Genomic DNA, 15,542 nt, shown 5'->3' on the forward strand with positions numbered 1-15,542 from the left:
GATGGCCGGGATCAAGACACGCAACGAAATCCGCTTCATCCTCAATGGCGAGGACGTCGCGCTCGGCACGGTCGCGCCCGACCAGACACTGCTCGACTGGCTGCGGCTCGACCGCTCGCTGCGCGGCACCAAGGAAGGTTGCGCCGAGGGCGACTGTGGCGCCTGCACGGTGCTGGTCGGCAGGCTCTCCGGTGGAACACTGGTCTATGAAAGCGTCAATGCCTGCATCCGCTTCCTTGGCTCGCTAGACGGCACGCATGTAGTGACCGTCGAGCATCTGCGCGGCGACGCAGGAAAACTGCATCCCGTGCAGCAGGCGATGGTCGATTTCCACGGCTCGCAATGCGGCTTCTGCACACCGGGTTTCGTCATGTCGCTTTATGCTCTGTGGATGCGGACGCCGGAGCCGTCGGACGCCGCCATCGAAAAGGCGCTGCAAGGCAATCTCTGCCGCTGCACCGGCTACGAGGCGATCATGCGCGCCGCACGTGCCATCTCCAGCTACGGCCCGGCGGCAAAGGATCCGCTGGCGGCGGAGCGCAAGTCAGTCACGGCCAAGCTCGAAGCGATGAAGGACGGTTCGCGCATCGAGATCGGCTCCGGCAGCATGCGGCTGATCGTGCCGGCCAATGCCGACGATCTGGCCAGCGTGCTGGTCAAGGAGCCGGCAGCCACTATCGTCGCGGGTTCGACCGATGTCGGCCTTTGGGTGACCAAGCACATGCGCGATATTGCGCCGGCGATTTTCATCGGCAATCTCGATGGTCTGTGCGGGATTTCCGAGAACAAGGGCGTCATCTCGATCGGCGCCGGTGTCACCTATAGCGAAGCCTTCTCGATGCTGGCGAAACGCATCCCGGCGCTCGGCCCGCTGTTCGATCGCATCGGCGGCGATCAGGTGCGCAACATGGGCACCATCGGCGGCAATATCGCCAACGGTTCGCCGATCGGCGACACGCCGCCGCCGCTGATCGCACTCGGTGCCCGCCTGACGCTGCGCCGCGGCGACAAGCGGCGGACGATCCCGCTCGAGGAGTTTTTCATCGCCTATGGCCGACAGGACCGGCAGCCCGGCGAATTCGTCGAGGCCGTGCATGTCCCGGTGCCAGGTAGCGAGACGAAATTTGCCGTCTACAAGATCACCAAGCGCCGCGACGAAGACATCACAGCAGCGCTAGGGGCGTTTACCCTGAAGCTCGCCGCGGATGACACGGTGGCGGATGTGCGCATCGCCTACGGCGGCATGGCGGCAACGCCGAAGCGAGCCTTTGGCGTGGAAAAGGCATTGCTTGGCAAGCCGTGGACGGAAGCGACGGTCGAGGCGGCGATGGCCGCGTACGCCGGCGATTTCACGCCGCTGACCGACATGCGGGCAAGCGCCGAATACCGGGCGCTGGCGGCGCGCAACCTGCTGCTGCGCTTCTTTGCCGAAACCACCGGCACCCGGGCGCCGATCCAGGTATCACGGCACGAGGCGGCATGATGAACAAGCACGCCACGCCAAACCTGAAGGCAAAAAAAATCGCCGGCGGCGTCGCCACCGACCAGCGCCATGATTCCGCGCACAAGCATGTCAGTGGCACGGCCGTCTATATCGACGACATGCCGGAACCGGCCGGCACGCTGCATGGCTGCCTTGGGCTTTCGACGGCGACGCATGCCACCATCACCAGCATGGACCTTTCGGCGGTGCGCGCCGCACCCGGCGTCATCGACGTGCTGACGGCGAGCGACGTGCCAGGCGAGAACGACATTTCGCCGACCGGCCGTCACGACGAGCCGGTGCTGGCCGACGGCAAGGTGCAATTCTTTGGCCAGCCGATCTTCTGCGTCATTGCCGAAACCCGCGAGCAGGCGCGCCGTGCAACGAGGCTGGCCAAGGTCGAATACAAGGAATTGCCGTTCGTCGCCGATGTCGGTGAGCTCGATCCACGGATGGATAAGCTGGTCACGCCGCCGCTGACGCTGAAGCGCGGTGATGCAGCGGCTGCGATCAAGGCGGCGCCGCGCCGGCTGAAGGGAAAGATGCGCATAGGCGGCCAGGAGCATTTCTATCTCGAAGGCCATATCGCCTTGGCCATCCCTGGCGAGGACCACGACGTCACCATCTATTCCTCGACCCAGCACCCGAGCGAAATCCAGCACATGGTCAGCCACGCGCTCGGTGTTCCGAGCCACGCGGTGACGGTGGAAATCCGCCGGATGGGCGGCGCTTTCGGCGGTAAGGAAACGCAAGGCAATCAGTTTGCGGCATTGGCCGCTATCGCCGCGAAGAAACATCATCGGGCCGTGAAAATCCGGCCCGACCGCGACGACGACATGATCGCCACCGGCAAACGCCACGATTTCCTCGTCGACTACGAGGTCGGCTTCGACGACGAGGGCAATATTCTGGGCGTCGATTTCATGTTCGCGGCGCGCTGCGGCTTCTCGGCCGACCTCTCCGGCCCGGTCACCGACCGCGCGCTGTTCCATTGCGACAACACCTATTTCTGGCCGGCGGTGCACGCGCAATCGGCGCCGCTCTACACCAATACGGTATCGAACACCGCCTTTCGCGGCTTCGGCGGCCCGCAAGGCATGGTCGGCGCCGAGCGCGTCATCGACGAAGTTGCGTTTGCCCTCGGCAAGGACCCGCTCGAAATCCGCAAAAAGAATTTCTACGGCACCAGCGACCGAAACATCACGCCCTATCACCAGACGGTCGAGGACAACGTCATCCACCGCATCGTCGCCGAGCTGGAGGCGAGTTCCGACTATGCGAGGCGCCGCCGCACCATCGATGCTTTCAATGCCAACAGCCGCTTCATCAAGCGCGGACTGGCGCTGACGCCGGTCAAGTTCGGCATCTCGTTCACCGCCACCCACTACAACCAGGCCGGCGCGCTGGTGCATGTCTATACCGATGGTTCGGTGCATCTGAACCACGGCGGCACCGAGATGGGGCAGGGCCTCTATGTCAAGGTGGCGCAGGTCGTGGCGGAAGAGTTCCAGATCGACCTCGATCAGGTCAAGATCACCGCGACGACGACCGGCAAGGTGCCGAACACCTCGGCCACCGCCGCGTCTTCCGGCTCCGATCTCAACGGCATGGCGGCGCAGAATGCCGCCCGCCAGATCAAGGACCGGTTGATCAATTTTGCCGTCGAGAGATACCAGGTGCCGCGGGACCAGGTGCTGTTCTTGCCCAACCGCGTGCGCATCGGCAACCAGGAGATCGCCTTCGCCGATCTCGTCAGGCAGGCCTATATGGCGCGCATCCAGCTTTCGGCGGCGGGTTTCTACAAGACGCCGAAAATCCATTGGGACCGCGACAAGGGCGAGGGCCATCCCTTCTACTATTTCGCCTATGGCGCCGCGTGCTCGGAAGTCTCGGTCGATACGCTGACCGGCGAATATGTCGTCGAGCGCACCGACATCCTGCACGAAACCGGCCGCTCGCTGAACCGCGCCATCGACCTCGGCCAGATCGAGGGCGGCTTCATCCAGGGCATGGGCTGGCTGACGACGGAGGAACTGTGGTGGGACGACAAGGGGCGGCTGCGCACCCATGCGCCATCGACCTACAAGATCCCGCTCGCGTCGGACCGGCCGAAGATTTTTAATGTGACTTTGGCCGACTGGGCGCAAGCAGGCGAGCCGACGGTGCACCGCTCCAAGGCGGTCGGCGAGCCGCCCTTTCCGCTCGCAATGTCGGTGCTGCATGCGCTGTCGGACGCAGTTGCGAGCGTTGCCAGCCACAAGATCTGCCCGCGCCTCGACCCGCCGGCCACGCCGGAGCGTGTGCTGATGGCGATCGAACGGCTGAAGCGGGAAGCCAAAACCGGCACTTGAATCCCGGAAAACGTGCAATTCAGGCCGAAAAACTCTATATTTCCCGATAGGGAACGCAAATGATGAACGCGAAAGTGCAGAGCCTGAAAGCCTTTCTTGCCGGCGCCGGCCGGGTCGCCTTCGTTGAGGTGGCCCGGACAAAAGGTTCGACGCCGCGCGAGACGGGTGCCTTCATGCTCGTCTCAGGATCGGCCACTTTCGGTACGATCGGCGGCGGCCAGCTCGAATACATGGCGATCGACAAAGCGCGACAGATGCTTTTCTCCCCCCTTGAGGGGGAGATGGCCGCGGAGCGGCCAGAGGGGGTCGTCTCAGAAGGTACCGCCAGCGCGTCGAGCACTGCCGCGGCGACCCCACCCGGCGGCTTCGCCGCCACCCTCCCCTCAAGGGGGAGGGATATCCGCGCCACCCTCGACATCGCGCTCGGCCCGGACATCGGGCAGTGCTGCGGCGGCAGGGTCGAGCTGCTGATCCAGCTAGTCGACCCCGCGCTTGAAGCCAAGCTGGTTGCGGCGGCGGAAACCGAGGAAGCGCAGCGACCGCATGTCTACATCCTCGGGGGCGGCCATGTCGGCCAGGCGCTGGCCTCCGCGATGGCCTTGCTGCCGGTGCATGTCGTCGTTGTCGAGACGCGAGCCGAGGCGCTCAAAGGCATGCCGGAAGCGGTCGAAACCAAGCTGACGCCGATGCCTGAGGCGATGGTGCGCGAAGCCCCGGCTGGATCCGCCTTCGTCGTCCTTACACATGACCACGCGCTGGACTTCCTGATCGTCGCCGAGGCTCTGAAACGCCGGGATGCCGCCTATGTCGGCATGATCGGCTCCAGAACCAAGAAGGCGACGTTCCGGAACTGGTTCCTGAAATCGGCGGACGGAAGCGAGGCGGAATTTGCCCACCTCGTCTCGCCGATCGGCGGCGATGCCGTTAAGGACAAGCGCCCGCAGGTGATCGCCGCACTCGCCGTAGCCGAGATTATGACAGCGTTGGCCGGCCATGCGGCGGCACCGTCCGCTCAGTCCAAAGCCTCTCACCGCAAGGCGATGGCTGGCTGACGTTTTGGCTATTCCTTCTCCTGCGTGTGCGCCTCAAGGAACCACAGCAATTTGTCGAGCGAGCGCGAATAGGCGGTGAAGATGTCGGCGGTATCGGCGTCGCCCGCGCCAGCCGCTTCGTCGATCGCGGCGCGTGCCCGCTTGGCGGTCGCGGCATAGCGGTCGATCAGCGCCGCCAGATGGTCTCGGGTCTTGTGGATGTCGGTCGGATAGGCCTCCAGCATAGTCGCCTTCGACACCTCCTGCGAGGTGCCGAGCGCCGTGCCGCCGAGCTGTACGGCGCGCTCGGCAATGGTGTCGACATGGCCGTCGATCTCCTCGCGGAACGTGTCGAGCATCTCGTGGATGGCGATGAATTGCGGTCCCTTGACGTTCCAGTGCGCCTGCTTGGTGATCAAGGCCAGATCGATGGCGTCGGCGAGGCGGGCATTGAGAAGATCGATACACTCTTTCTTGGCATTGGATTGCAGGTCATTGCGGGTGGCGATGGCATCCATGATCGGCTCCTGTGGCGGTTGCGTCCGCGTGGTTTGAAAAGAGGGCGAAGTTTGGGATGGTCAATCGAATATGCGCGCAGACGCCTCATCGCCGCGGCACAGCATCCCAAAACGGCGATCTCCGACTTTCGTTCCGCTCGTCGTTTTACGCCGGCGTTTTCAAGCCCAGATGGTCGCGCAGCGTGCTACCTTCATAATCCTTCCGGAAAAGCCCGCGCCGCTGCAGCTCCGGCACGACAAGCGTGGCAAAGGCTTCGAGTTCGCCGGGAAAATAGGATGGCATGACGTTGAAACCGTCTGCCGCGCCGCCCTCGAAGCGTGCCTCGAGCTGGTCGGCGATCTGGGCCGGAGTTCCGACGACGCGCCAATGACCGCGCGCGCCGGCGAAATGACGGGCAAGCTGGCGAATGGACAGCTTGTCGCGGCGGGATTGCTCGATGACGAGCGCCTGCCGGCTCTGCATGCCTTCGCTGGCCGGCAGCTCGGGCAGCGGTCCGTCGATGGGATAGCGCGCGAGATCGGATATGCTGAGATAGCTGGAAAGCAGCGCGACGCCGACATCGTCCGGTATCAGCTCCTGCAGTTCATCATGTTTTGCCCGGGCTTCCGCTTCGCTTGCCGCGACGACCGGCGCGACGCCGGGCATGATCTTGACGTCCTCCGGCTCGCGCCCATGGGGCGCCAGCCGTCCCTTGAGGTCGTCGTAGAAGGCCTTTGCCTCCTCGAATGTTTGCGCCGCAGTGAACACCACATCGGCGGTCCGGGCGGCGAGATCGCGGCCCTCGTCCGACGCTCCTGCCTGAACCATGACCGGCGCACCTTGTGGCGAGCGCGGCAGATCGAGCGGGTCGCGCACCGAAAAACTTCTGCCTTCGTGTCCACCCTGGCCTCGCCAAAGGCCGGTAACCACGGCAGCGAATTCGCGCGCGCGTTCGTAGCGGTCCGCATGTGGGCGCAGTCCGGTCGAGCCGAAATTGGCGGCCTCGATCTGGCTCGCCGAAGTGACGAGGTTCCAGCCGGCTCGGCCACCGCTCAGATGGTCGAGCGACAGGAAGGTCCGCGCCAGTCCGTAAGGCTCGTTATAGCTCGTCGACGCCGTGGAGACGAGGCCGATGCGCTCCGTCTGGACGGCGAGCGCGGCAAGCAGGCTTATCGGCTCGAAGCCGATCGAGCGCGACGTTTGGCTGGCGATGTTGACATTGGCCTCGCGCACGCCGGCGGCGTCCTCGCAGAAGATCATGTCGAACTTGGCTGCTTCCGCCGTCCGCGCCAACTGGACGTAATGGTCGATGTCGATGCCGGCCGTGACATGCGCCTGCGGATGGCGCCAGGCGGCGATGTGGTGGCCTGTCGCCCACAGGAAGGCGCCGAGCTTCATCTGGCCTCGACCGGCGCTCATTGCCGATCCTCCCCTGCAAGCCCGAGATGGGCGCGCAGTGTCGCCGCGCTGTAGCCGGACCGGACAAGGCCGCGGCGGCGAAGCTCCGGCAGCACGAGACCGACGAAATCGTCGAGCGCCGATGTGAAGGGCATGGCGATGTTGAAACCGTCGCAGGCTTTCGAGCGAAAGCACTCTTCGAGCCTGTCCGCAAACAGGTCCGGCGCGGCGGTTATTTCGGCGCTGACGGTAACGTTCATCAGCACTTTCAGCGCCTCCGGACTGCGCCCGAAGGCAAGCGCACGGCGCTTCAGATCGCCAGCCTTCGCCGGCTCGATCGATGGCTCATCCAGCAGGACGACATCGGCGGTGCGGGCGGCGATATCCGTGTCGGGCTCGGACAGGCCGGACATGACCAGCATCGGCGTGTCCTGCGGCGACCGCGCCACGTTGAGCGGCCCGCGCACGGAAAAATATTCGCCCTTGTGGTCGAGAAGGTGCATCTTCTCGGGATCGAAGAAGCGGCCGCCAACTTTGTCGAACAGCAGCGCGTCTGCGTCCCAGCCTTTCCACAAGCCTTGCACGATGCCGATGAATTCCTCGGCGCGCAGGCGGAAATCGTCGCCGGAAAACCCTTCCGGCCGGCTGAAATTGGCCGCCTCGCGCGGTTCGGGCATCATGCTCGCGTTCCAGCCGGCGCGGCCATGGCTGATGATATCGAGCGAGGCGAAACGGCGCGCGAGATTATAGGGCTGGTGGGCGACCGTCGACGCCGCGGCGGCAAGGCCGATCCTGCTTGTCACCGTCGCCAGCGCCGCCACCAAGGTCGTTGCTTCGAAGCGCATTTGCCGGTTCGGCCCGCCTGCAACCGGTGCGGAATCGCCGAGCAACACCATGTCCAGGCCGGCCGCTTCGGCTTCTTGCACGAACCGCGTCAGCAGACTGAAGTCCGGGCCGGCGTCGGGCGGATGGGAAGGAGCGGCTTCCGGAGACAGTGAAACGGCGAGACACATTGTGGCGCCGTTGGCCATCGCTTTTCCCTGTTGAGCGAGATTCCTTGAGAATTATCTCGCCGGCTGGACGGAAAGCAACCGGCCAGCCGGCGATCATTTGCCGGCCAGAATATCCCTGATCAGCCGCTGGCAGCGCTCGGCCATGAAATCGAGCAGCAGCCGCACCTTCGGATCCTGCAGCTTCTTATGAGGGTAGACGGCGGCGAACTGCACCGGCGTCGGCGGCGTGTTGCTCAGGATCACCTTCAGCCGCTGGTCGCGGATAAACGGCTCGACCTCGAAGCGCGGCTTGTTGATGATGCCGCGGCCGGACAGCGCCCAGCCGGTCAGCACGTCGCCATCATCGGTATCGTAGGGGCCGTGCACCTCGAATTTTTGCGGTCCGTTCGGCGTCTGCAGCGTCCAGACATATTCGCGCGCGCCGGAATAGCGCAGCATCAGGCAATCGTGCTTCTTGCCGATCAACTCCTGCGGCTCGGTAGGCTCGCCGCGCGCTTCCAGATATTGCGGAGCCGCCACCAGAACGCGTTCGCATTCCATGATGCCGCGCATCCTGAGGCTGGAATCCTCGATGATGCCCAGCCGGAAGGCAACGTCGATGCCTTCCTTCATGATATCGACATTGTGATCGGAAAGCCGGAGCCGCACCTCGATATCGGGGTACCTGTCGTGGAAATCCGGGATTCCGGATGCTACCAGCCGCCGCCCGAGGCCGAGCGGCGCTGTCACCTTTATGGTGCCGCGCGGCTGCCCGGATAACGCGCTGACCGCAGCTTCGGCCTCGGTGACCGCCTCCAGCACCTGCTTGGCGCCGGAGTAGAACACCGTGCCGTGCTCGGTCGGCATCAACTGCCGCGTCGTGCGGTTGAACAGCCTGACGCCCAGGTGCTTCTCGAGCTCCTTGATCCGATTGGAAGCGACCGCCGGCGAAATGCGCATGTCGCGCCCAGCCGCCGATAAATTGCCGAGCTCGACGACGCGAACGAAAACGGCGATGTTGTCGAGATAGGCCATGCGGCTTCCGTGGCTCTCATGTGGCTGCGTATGATCAGCCTAGTATTTTCCAATTTTTTTTGAAAGTCATCGTGCAGCTCGGCCCTTTCCGTTTGCGCTCCAGTCCGTAAAGTCAGTGGATCGGCAGGGACGATTTCTTTCATGATGGATTTCGCGATATTCTGGGATTGGCTGAGTTTCGCCGTGCGCTGGCTGCACGTCGTCACCGGTATCGCTTGGATTGGATCGTCGTTTTATTTCGTCGCGCTCGATCTCGGGCTGCGCCAGCGTCCGGGCATGCCTGCCGGAGCCTTCGGCGAGGAATGGCAGGTGCATGGCGGCGGCTTCTACCATGTGCAGAAATATCTGGTGGCGCCGGCTGAGATGCCCGAGCATCTGACCTGGTTCAAGTGGGAATCCTACGCCACCTGGCTGTCGGGCTTCGCCATGCTGTGCGTCGTCTACTATGCCGGTGCGGACCTGTTCCTGATCGATCCGAATGTGCTTGCCATGTCGGTGCCTACAGGCATCTTGCTGTCGCTGGCGACGATCGGCGTCGGCTGGGTGGTCTACGATCTCTTGTGCCGTTCGCCGCTCGGCAACAGCGACACCGGCCTGATGCTGGTGCTGTATGGGGTGCTGGTATTCATGGCCTGGGGACTGACCCACCTGTTCACCGGCCGCGCCGCCTTCCTGCATCTCGGCGCCATCACCGCGACGATCATGTCGGCCAACGTTTTCATGGTCATCATCCCCAACCAGAAGATCGTCGTCGCCGACCTGATCGCCGGCCGTAAGCCCGATCCGAAATACGGCAAGATCGCCAAGCAGCGCTCGCTGCACAACAATTACCTGACGCTGCCGGTTTTGTTCCTGATGCTGTCGAACCATTATCCGCTGGCGTTCGGGACAGAGTTCAACTGGGTCATCGCCTCGCTGGTGTTCATCATCGGCGTGCTGATCCGGCACTATTTCAACACCAGGCATGCGCGCAAAGGCAATCCGACCTGGACCTGGCTGGCGGCCGCCGTCCTGTTCGTCGTCATCATCTGGCTGTCGACGGCACCGAAGCTGCTGACCGGCGAGGTGAAGGCCTCGTCGGCTGCACAGGTCTACGTCGCCTCGGCGCATTTTCCCGCCGTGCGCGATACGGTGCTTGGCCGCTGTTCGATGTGCCACGCGGCGGAGCCGTCCTACGCGGGCATTTACCACGCGCCTAAGGGCGTGATGCTCGATACCGATGCCGGCATCGCCGAGCACGCCGGCGAGATTTACCTGCAGGCTGGCCGCAGCCACGCCATGCCGCCCGCCAACGTCACCCAGATCACCGACGAGGAACGGGCACTGCTGGTGGCATGGTTCGAAGGCGCAAGGAAATGACCGGCACGCTCCTGCGCGGCCGTACGCTGTCGTTTTTGCGCTGGCCCGAAACCATCGACGACCATTCCGCCTGGCGTTACGAGCAAGATGGCGGCCTGCTGATGCGCGACGGCAGGATCGTTGCCGCGGGCGCCTATGCCGAGGTCGAGAAAAAGGCGGGCGAGGGAACAAAAAAAATCGACCACAGGCCGCATCTGCTGCTGCCCGGGTTCATCGATGCGCACGCGCATTTTCCGCAGATGCAGGTCATCGCTTCCTTCGGCGCCGAGCTGCTCGACTGGCTGAACACCTACACTTTTCCGGAAGAGACAAAATTCCAGAACGCCCAGCATGGCCGCCGTATCGCCAGGCTGTTCCTGGATGAAGTATTGCGGCATGGCACCACGACAGTCGCGGCATATTGCTCGGTACACAAGGAATCTGCCGAAGCGTTCTTCGCCGAGTCGCACGACCGCAACATGCTCAACATCGCCGGCAAGGTGATGATGGACCGCAACGCGCCGGACGGCGTGCTCGACACGCCGCAATCGGGCTATGACGACAGCAAGGCGTTGATCGATGAGTGGCACGGCAAGGGACGCCAGCACTATGCCATCACGCCGCGCTTCGCCATCACCTCGTCGCCCGAGCAATTGGAGATGGCGGGCGCGCTCTGCCGCGAATATCCTGATCTGCACATGCAGACGCATCTGTCGGAAAACCACGCCGAGATCGCCTTCACGCAGCAATTGTACCCGCAGACGCGGGACTACACCGATATCTACGAACACTATGGGCTGCTCGGGCGCAGAAGCCTGTTCGGCCATTGCATCCACCTGTCGGAACGCGAGGCGGATGCGCTTTCGGATAGCGGCTCGGTGGCGGTGTTCTGCCCGACCTCCAACCTGTTTCTCGGCTCGGGCCTGTTCGATTATCAGCGCTATAGCCGCCGCGAGAAGCCGCTTCGCATCGCCGCCGCCACCGATGTCGGCGGTGGCACCAACTATTCGATGCTGCGCACCATGGACGAGGGCTACAAGGTGATCGCGCTGAACGGCGAGAAGCTCAATCCGTTCCAGTCGTTCTGGCAATTGACCCGCGGCAATGCCGAGGCGCTGTCGCTTGCGGAAAAGATCGGCACCCTGGAGGAAGGCAGCGACGCCGATATCATCGTGCTCGACGCCCGCGCCACGCCGGCGATGCGGCTGCGGGTGGAGACGGCGGACACGCTCGCCGAGGAATTGTTTCTGCTGCAGACGCTCGGCGACGACCGCGCCGTGCGCGAGGTCTATGTCGCCGGCCGGGCGGCCAAGGCGGATATAGCGGTTTAGCCGTCGTATGCGGCCGGCTTGACCGGGCGGCAGCCATCCGCCAAAGCAACAGGCGAGATCGACAGGGGAACGACATGGCCGTTGCGGACGACATCGCTCTGATCAAGAAACAGGAAGCCACGCTTGTCTTTTCGGCCTTCGATGAAGCCGTCGCTTTCGAGATCGGCTCGGCGATCCGCGACCGGGCTCTCGAGGAAAACCTGCCGATCATCGTCGATATCAGAACTTTCGACCGGCCGCTGTTCTATGCGGCAATGCCCGGCTCGAACGCCTCCAATCCGGACTGGGCGCGGCGCAAGATCAACGTCGTGCGGCGGTTCTTGAAAAGCACCTACCGCATTGTGCTGGAGCAGCAGCGCCCCGACCGCAGCTTCAAGCCCGGCGAGGGGCTGGACATTGCCGACTATGTGCTGGCCGGTGGCGGCTTTCCCATCACTGTCAAGGGCGCTGGCGTCATCGGCGTGATCGCCGTCTCCGGTCTACCGGAGCGCGAGGACCACGGAGTGGTCGTGGATACGCTGTGTGAGCATCTCCGCATCGACGCGCGCGAGCTGGCATTGCCGGCGGAAGCAAAATGACAGAGGTAGATCCCAAGCCTTTCCTCATTTCGATCTTCAACGCCGCCGTTGCCGCCGCCGATCCCCAGAGGTCGATCAAGGATCATTTGCCGGCAAGGCCGAAGGGCCGGACCATCATCATCGGTGCAGGAAAAGGCTCGGCGCAGATGGCGGCGGCTTTCGAGAAAGTGTGGGACCGGCCGATCGAAGGTTTGGTCGTCACCCGCTACGGCTATGGCGCGGCCTGCCGGCGCATCGAGATCATCGAGGCGGCGCATCCGGTGCCGGATGCTGCGGGGCTCGAAGCTTCCCGGCGGCTGCTCGAAAAAGTCCAGGGACTGACTGCGGACGACCTCGTCGTGGCGCTCATTTCGGGCGGCGGCTCGGCGCTGCTGCCGTCACCTGCCGAAGGTCTGACGCTAGCCGACGAGATCGCCGTCAACGAGGCGCTGCTCGCCTCCGGCGCGCCGATCGCCGCGATGAACACCATCCGCAAACATCTGTCCTCGATCAAGGGCGGCAGGCTGGCGGCCGCCGCCTATCCTGCCAAGGTGGTCTCGCTGGTTGTTTCTGATATTCCGGGCGACGATCCGGCTCTGGTCGCTTCTGGTCCGACCGTGCCGGATATAGGCAGCCGCGAAGATGCATTAGCGTCGATCGCCGCCTATGACATGAAACTACCGGCTTCAGTGATGGCGCACATCAATTCGCCGGCCGCCGATGCGCCACGTCCGGACGACCCGCGTTTTATCCGCAACGAGGTACATCTGATCGCCTCGGCCGGCGTATCGCTGGAAGCGGCTGCGGCCGAAGCCAGGTACCAAGGTATCGAAGCGGTCATTCTCTCCGATTCCATCGAGGGCGAGGCGCGTGAGGTCGGCAGCGTCCACGCCGCAATCGCGCGCGAAGTGGCGACGCGCAACCGGCCATTCGCAAAACCGGTGCTGATCCTGTCGGGCGGCGAGACGACCGTGACCTTGCGCGCGAAAGGCAAAGGCGGCCGCAACTCGGAATTCCTGCTCGCCTTCGCCATTGGGATCAGCGGCATGGCGGGCGTCCACGCACTGGCCGCCGACACCGACGGCATTGACGGTTCGGAAGACAATGCCGGCGCCTTCGCCGACGGCTCGACAGTGTCGCGGATGCATAAGGCGGGCGTCGATGCCAAGGCCATGCTTGCCGGCAACAACGCCTGGACGGCATTCAATGCCGTAGATGACCTTTTCGTACCCGGTCCGACCGGCACAAACGTCAACGATCTCCGGGCGATATTGATCAAATAGCTCAGGCGGCCATCAGCTTTTTCACCGCTCTCATATCCTGCAGGAACCGGTCGCGTTCTGCCTGCTTGTCCGCCGGCTCGCGAATGCGCAGGATGAAGGACGGGTGGATGGTGACGAAGACACGCAAGCCATCGTCGCGCTCCACGACGGCCCCGCGCATCTTCATGATCGGCACCACCTTGCCAAGCAGCGCCTGCGCCGCCGTTGCGCCGAGCGCCACCGCCAGATTGGGCTTGATCAGATCGATTTCCTTGTCGAGCCACCAGCGGCAAGCCTGCACCTCGCCGGCGTTTGGCTTGGAGTGGATGCGCCGCTTGCCGCGCGGCTCGAACTTGAAATGCTTGACCGCGTTGGTGACGTAGACTTTCAGCCGATCGACGCCGGCATCGTCCAGGATCGCGTCGAACACCTTGCCCGCCGGACCGACGAAGGGCTTGCCCGCCAGGTCCTCCTGGTCGCCCGGCTGTTCGCCGACGAAGATCACCTTAGCTTTATCAGGGCCCTCACCGAACACGGTCTGCGTGGCGTCGTGCCATAGCGGACAGCGGCGGCAGATCTTGGCCGTTTCGCGCAGTTCAGGAATCGTCCTGGCGTCGATTTCTGTCGTTTCCGGAGACTTGCTTGCAGGCAAGCGTCTTGCCTGCACTTTGGCATGGTGCGGCGTCGGGGTTGTCTGCATCCTGGCGATCATGACTAAGGCGGCCTTGCTCGCTCCTGCAATCAGACACGCAATGAGCAAAGCCCGCCGAAGGTTCCGTTGAAATTATTCCGCATGGGCCTTCACCGCCGGATGGCCGACGATGTGATGCCCTACACCTCGTGCAGATAGAGGTGATAATCCAGTTCGCTGACCGTGCGCGCCACGCGCAGATATTCCGACTGCTTGATCGCCACGAACGTCCGGTGCAGGTCTTCGCCCAATGCGCCCTTGAGGAAGGTCGACGCCCTTGCCGCCTCGATCGCGGCACGCCAGTCGACCGGCATCGTCGTGCGCGTGACGGCCGATTCGTAGCCATTGCCGGTGGTTTCGGGACCGGGATCGAGGCCTTCGTCGAGGCCTTTGACGACACCGGCCAGCACCGTTGCTGCCACTAGGTAAGGATTCGCGTCGACGCCCGATGGCCGGTGCTCGATGCGGCGGTTCTTGGCATCGCCGGCCGGCACACGCAGTGCCACCGAACGGTTGTTGACGCCCCAGGTCGGCGCCACCGGCGCATAGGATTGCGAGACGAAGCGCCGCCATGAATTGGCATGCGGCGCGAAGACCAGCATCGATTCCGCCATCGTCTGGATCAGTCCGCCGAGGCCGCGCAGCAGCGGCAGCGACCAGCTTTCGCCGCCGGTTTCGGCAAAGACATTCTTGCCGGCATCATCCAGCAGCGAGACATGAAAATGCATGCCCGAGCCGGCATATTTCTCGATCGGCTTGGCCATGAAGCAAGCGGTGACACCATGACGGCGCGCCTGCGCCCGCACCAGTCGCTTGAGCATCACGAGATCGTCGGCCGCCCGCATCACATCCTTGCGGTAGTTGAGCGTCAGCTCGTACTGGCCGGGCGCATATTCCGAGATGACCGTCTCGGCCGGGATGCCTTGCACCTTGGCTGCGGCGTAGATGTCGGAAAACAGCGGCTCCATGCCGTGTAGATGGTCGACGGAATAGACCTCCGTCTTGGCCGAGCGGCGTCCGTCAAGCACCGCGTGCGCCGGCTGCACCTTGCCTTCGGCATCGCGCTCGTTGGCGAGCAGGAAGAATTCGAGCTCGAAGGCGCCGGCCGGATGCAGGCCCTTGGCCGCGAGGATGTCTACCTGGCGGGCGAGTGCCAGCCGCGGGTCGGACGACATCGGCTGGCCATCGAGATGGTACATCGCCATCAGCACCTGGCCGCGCGGCGGCTGGGTGGCGAACAGCGGCACCAGTGTGCCGGGGATCGGCCACGCCCGCAGGTCGCCGTCGCCCGTCGTCCAGATCAGCCCGGTCTCGTGAACATCCTCGCCGGTGATGTCGAGGCCGAGGATCGAGATCGGCATGTGCCGGCCCCCCTCGTAGATGCTCATCAACTCATGCCGGCGCACGATCTTGCCGCGCCCGACGCCATTGGCGTCGGTCAGCACGATGTCGAACGCTTCGATCTCGGGATGAGCGTCGAGAAAGGCCTGCGCCTCGGCGGGCGTCGAGCCCGAAGGGGATGCCGTGACCAGGTTCAAACTTTGCTTGGGCGCTTGTTTCATGCCGCAAGCTTGT

The 15,542-nt window shown here is 63.9% G+C and carries 13 protein-coding genes; 7 read left to right on the forward strand and 6 right to left on the reverse strand.

Features of this window, described 5'->3' with window-relative positions; genetic code table 11:
- The first annotated feature begins 1 nt into the window (after nucleotide 1).
- The 3 genes from xdhA to xdhC all read left to right on the forward strand — a co-directional run bounded on the left by xdhA (nucleotide 2) and on the right by xdhC (nucleotide 4,886).
- Nucleotides 2-1,483, forward strand: a complete 1,482-nt coding sequence (gene xdhA / locus NKI29_RS04810) for a xanthine dehydrogenase small subunit (protein ID WP_352795609.1) — start codon at nucleotides 2-4, stop codon at nucleotides 1,481-1,483.
- Entirely contained in the window at nucleotides 1,483-3,834 is a 2,352-nt protein-coding gene (gene xdhB / locus NKI29_RS04815; RefSeq protein WP_352795708.1) for a xanthine dehydrogenase molybdopterin binding subunit, read from the forward strand. The genes xdhA and xdhB overlap by 1 nt, the downstream gene beginning before the upstream one ends.
- Nucleotides 3,835-3,896: 62 nt before the next feature.
- Entirely contained in the window at nucleotides 3,897-4,886 is a 990-nt protein-coding gene (gene xdhC, locus NKI29_RS04820) for a xanthine dehydrogenase accessory protein XdhC (RefSeq protein WP_023676225.1), read from the forward strand.
- Between the two features lie 8 nt (nucleotides 4,887-4,894).
- Here the strand turns inward: xdhC and dps are convergent, their stop codons facing one another.
- From dps to NKI29_RS04840, 4 genes are all read right to left on the reverse strand, one after another.
- A complete protein-coding gene (gene dps / locus NKI29_RS04825) occupies nucleotides 4,895-5,383 on the reverse strand; it encodes a DNA starvation/stationary phase protection protein Dps (RefSeq protein WP_023676226.1) in 489 nt (162 codons plus the stop codon).
- Between the two features lie 145 nt (nucleotides 5,384-5,528).
- Nucleotides 5,529-6,782, reverse strand: a complete 1,254-nt coding sequence (locus tag NKI29_RS04830) for an LLM class flavin-dependent oxidoreductase (protein ID WP_352590945.1) — start codon at nucleotides 6,780-6,782, stop codon at nucleotides 5,529-5,531.
- Nucleotides 6,779-7,792, reverse strand: coding sequence for an LLM class flavin-dependent oxidoreductase (locus NKI29_RS04835; protein WP_352590948.1), 1,014 nt, complete (start codon nucleotides 7,790-7,792; stop codon nucleotides 6,779-6,781). The genes NKI29_RS04830 and NKI29_RS04835 overlap by 4 nt, the downstream gene beginning before the upstream one ends.
- 75 nt (nucleotides 7,793-7,867) lie before the next feature.
- Nucleotides 7,868-8,788: a LysR family transcriptional regulator gene (locus NKI29_RS04840; RefSeq protein ID WP_352590951.1), complete on the reverse strand. Its 921-nt coding sequence runs from the start codon at nucleotides 8,786-8,788 to the stop codon at nucleotides 7,868-7,870.
- A gap of 141 nt (nucleotides 8,789-8,929) precedes the next feature.
- Here NKI29_RS04840 and NKI29_RS04845 point away from each other — a divergent pair, with 141 nt between their 5' ends.
- From NKI29_RS04845 to NKI29_RS04860, 4 genes are all read left to right on the forward strand, one after another.
- Nucleotides 8,930-10,147: a urate hydroxylase PuuD gene (locus NKI29_RS04845; RefSeq protein WP_352590954.1), complete on the forward strand. Its 1,218-nt coding sequence runs from the start codon at nucleotides 8,930-8,932 to the stop codon at nucleotides 10,145-10,147.
- Nucleotides 10,144-11,457, forward strand: coding sequence for a guanine deaminase (gene guaD, locus NKI29_RS04850; RefSeq protein ID WP_352590957.1), 1,314 nt, complete (start codon nucleotides 10,144-10,146; stop codon nucleotides 11,455-11,457). The genes NKI29_RS04845 and guaD overlap by 4 nt, the downstream gene beginning before the upstream one ends.
- A 74-nt stretch (nucleotides 11,458-11,531) precedes the next feature.
- Nucleotides 11,532-12,035, forward strand: coding sequence for a heme-degrading domain-containing protein (locus NKI29_RS04855; RefSeq protein WP_352795611.1), 504 nt, complete (start codon nucleotides 11,532-11,534; stop codon nucleotides 12,033-12,035).
- Nucleotides 12,032-13,297, forward strand: a complete 1,266-nt coding sequence (locus NKI29_RS04860; protein ID WP_352795612.1) for a glycerate kinase type-2 family protein — start codon at nucleotides 12,032-12,034, stop codon at nucleotides 13,295-13,297. The genes NKI29_RS04855 and NKI29_RS04860 overlap by 4 nt, the downstream gene beginning before the upstream one ends.
- Nucleotide 13,298: 1 nt before the next feature.
- Here the strand turns inward: NKI29_RS04860 and NKI29_RS04865 are convergent, their stop codons facing one another.
- Both NKI29_RS04865 and NKI29_RS04870 read right to left on the reverse strand, forming a co-directional pair.
- Entirely contained in the window at nucleotides 13,299-14,021 is a 723-nt protein-coding gene (locus NKI29_RS04865; protein WP_280952098.1) for a UdgX family uracil-DNA binding protein, read from the reverse strand.
- An 86-nt stretch (nucleotides 14,022-14,107) separates the two neighbouring features.
- On the reverse strand, nucleotides 14,108-15,529 hold the full coding sequence (locus NKI29_RS04870; protein ID WP_031211659.1) for a glutamine synthetase family protein: 1,422 nt from the start codon (nucleotides 15,527-15,529) through the stop codon (nucleotides 14,108-14,110).
- Nucleotides 15,530-15,542: the final 13 nt, after the last annotated feature.

Origin of the sequence: Mesorhizobium sp. M0678 (genome assembly GCF_040320505.1) — a bacterium.
In the GTDB taxonomy this organism is placed as follows: Bacteria; Pseudomonadota; Alphaproteobacteria; order Rhizobiales; family Rhizobiaceae; genus Mesorhizobium.

Excerpts from the sequence above, each read along its gene's own strand:
- xdhC (WP_023676225.1), top strand. The coding sequence starts at position 3,897 with ATGAACGCGAAAGTGCAGAGCCTGAAAGCCTTTCTTGCCGGCGCCGGC.
- NKI29_RS04830 (WP_352590945.1), bottom strand. The coding sequence starts at position 6,782 with ATGAGCGCCGGTCGAGGCCAGATGAAGCTCGGCGCCTTCCTGTGGGCG.
- guaD (WP_352590957.1), top strand. The coding sequence starts at position 10,144 with ATGACCGGCACGCTCCTGCGCGGCCGTACGCTGTCGTTTTTGCGCTGG.
- NKI29_RS04835 (WP_352590948.1), bottom strand. The coding sequence starts at position 7,792 with ATGGCCAACGGCGCCACAATGTGTCTCGCCGTTTCACTGTCTCCGGAA.
- NKI29_RS04845 (WP_352590954.1), top strand. The coding sequence starts at position 8,930 with ATGATGGATTTCGCGATATTCTGGGATTGGCTGAGTTTCGCCGTGCGC.
- dps (WP_023676226.1), bottom strand. The coding sequence starts at position 5,383 with ATGGATGCCATCGCCACCCGCAATGACCTGCAATCCAATGCCAAGAAA.
- NKI29_RS04860 (WP_352795612.1), top strand. The coding sequence starts at position 12,032 with ATGACAGAGGTAGATCCCAAGCCTTTCCTCATTTCGATCTTCAACGCC.
- xdhB (WP_352795708.1), top strand. The coding sequence starts at position 1,483 with ATGAACAAGCACGCCACGCCAAACCTGAAGGCAAAAAAAATCGCCGGC.
- NKI29_RS04855 (WP_352795611.1), top strand. The coding sequence starts at position 11,532 with ATGGCCGTTGCGGACGACATCGCTCTGATCAAGAAACAGGAAGCCACG.
- xdhA (WP_352795609.1), top strand. The coding sequence starts at position 2 with ATGGCCGGGATCAAGACACGCAACGAAATCCGCTTCATCCTCAATGGC.
- NKI29_RS04870 (WP_031211659.1), bottom strand. The coding sequence starts at position 15,529 with ATGAAACAAGCGCCCAAGCAAAGTTTGAACCTGGTCACGGCATCCCCT.
- NKI29_RS04840 (WP_352590951.1), bottom strand. The coding sequence starts at position 8,788 with ATGGCCTATCTCGACAACATCGCCGTTTTCGTTCGCGTCGTCGAGCTC.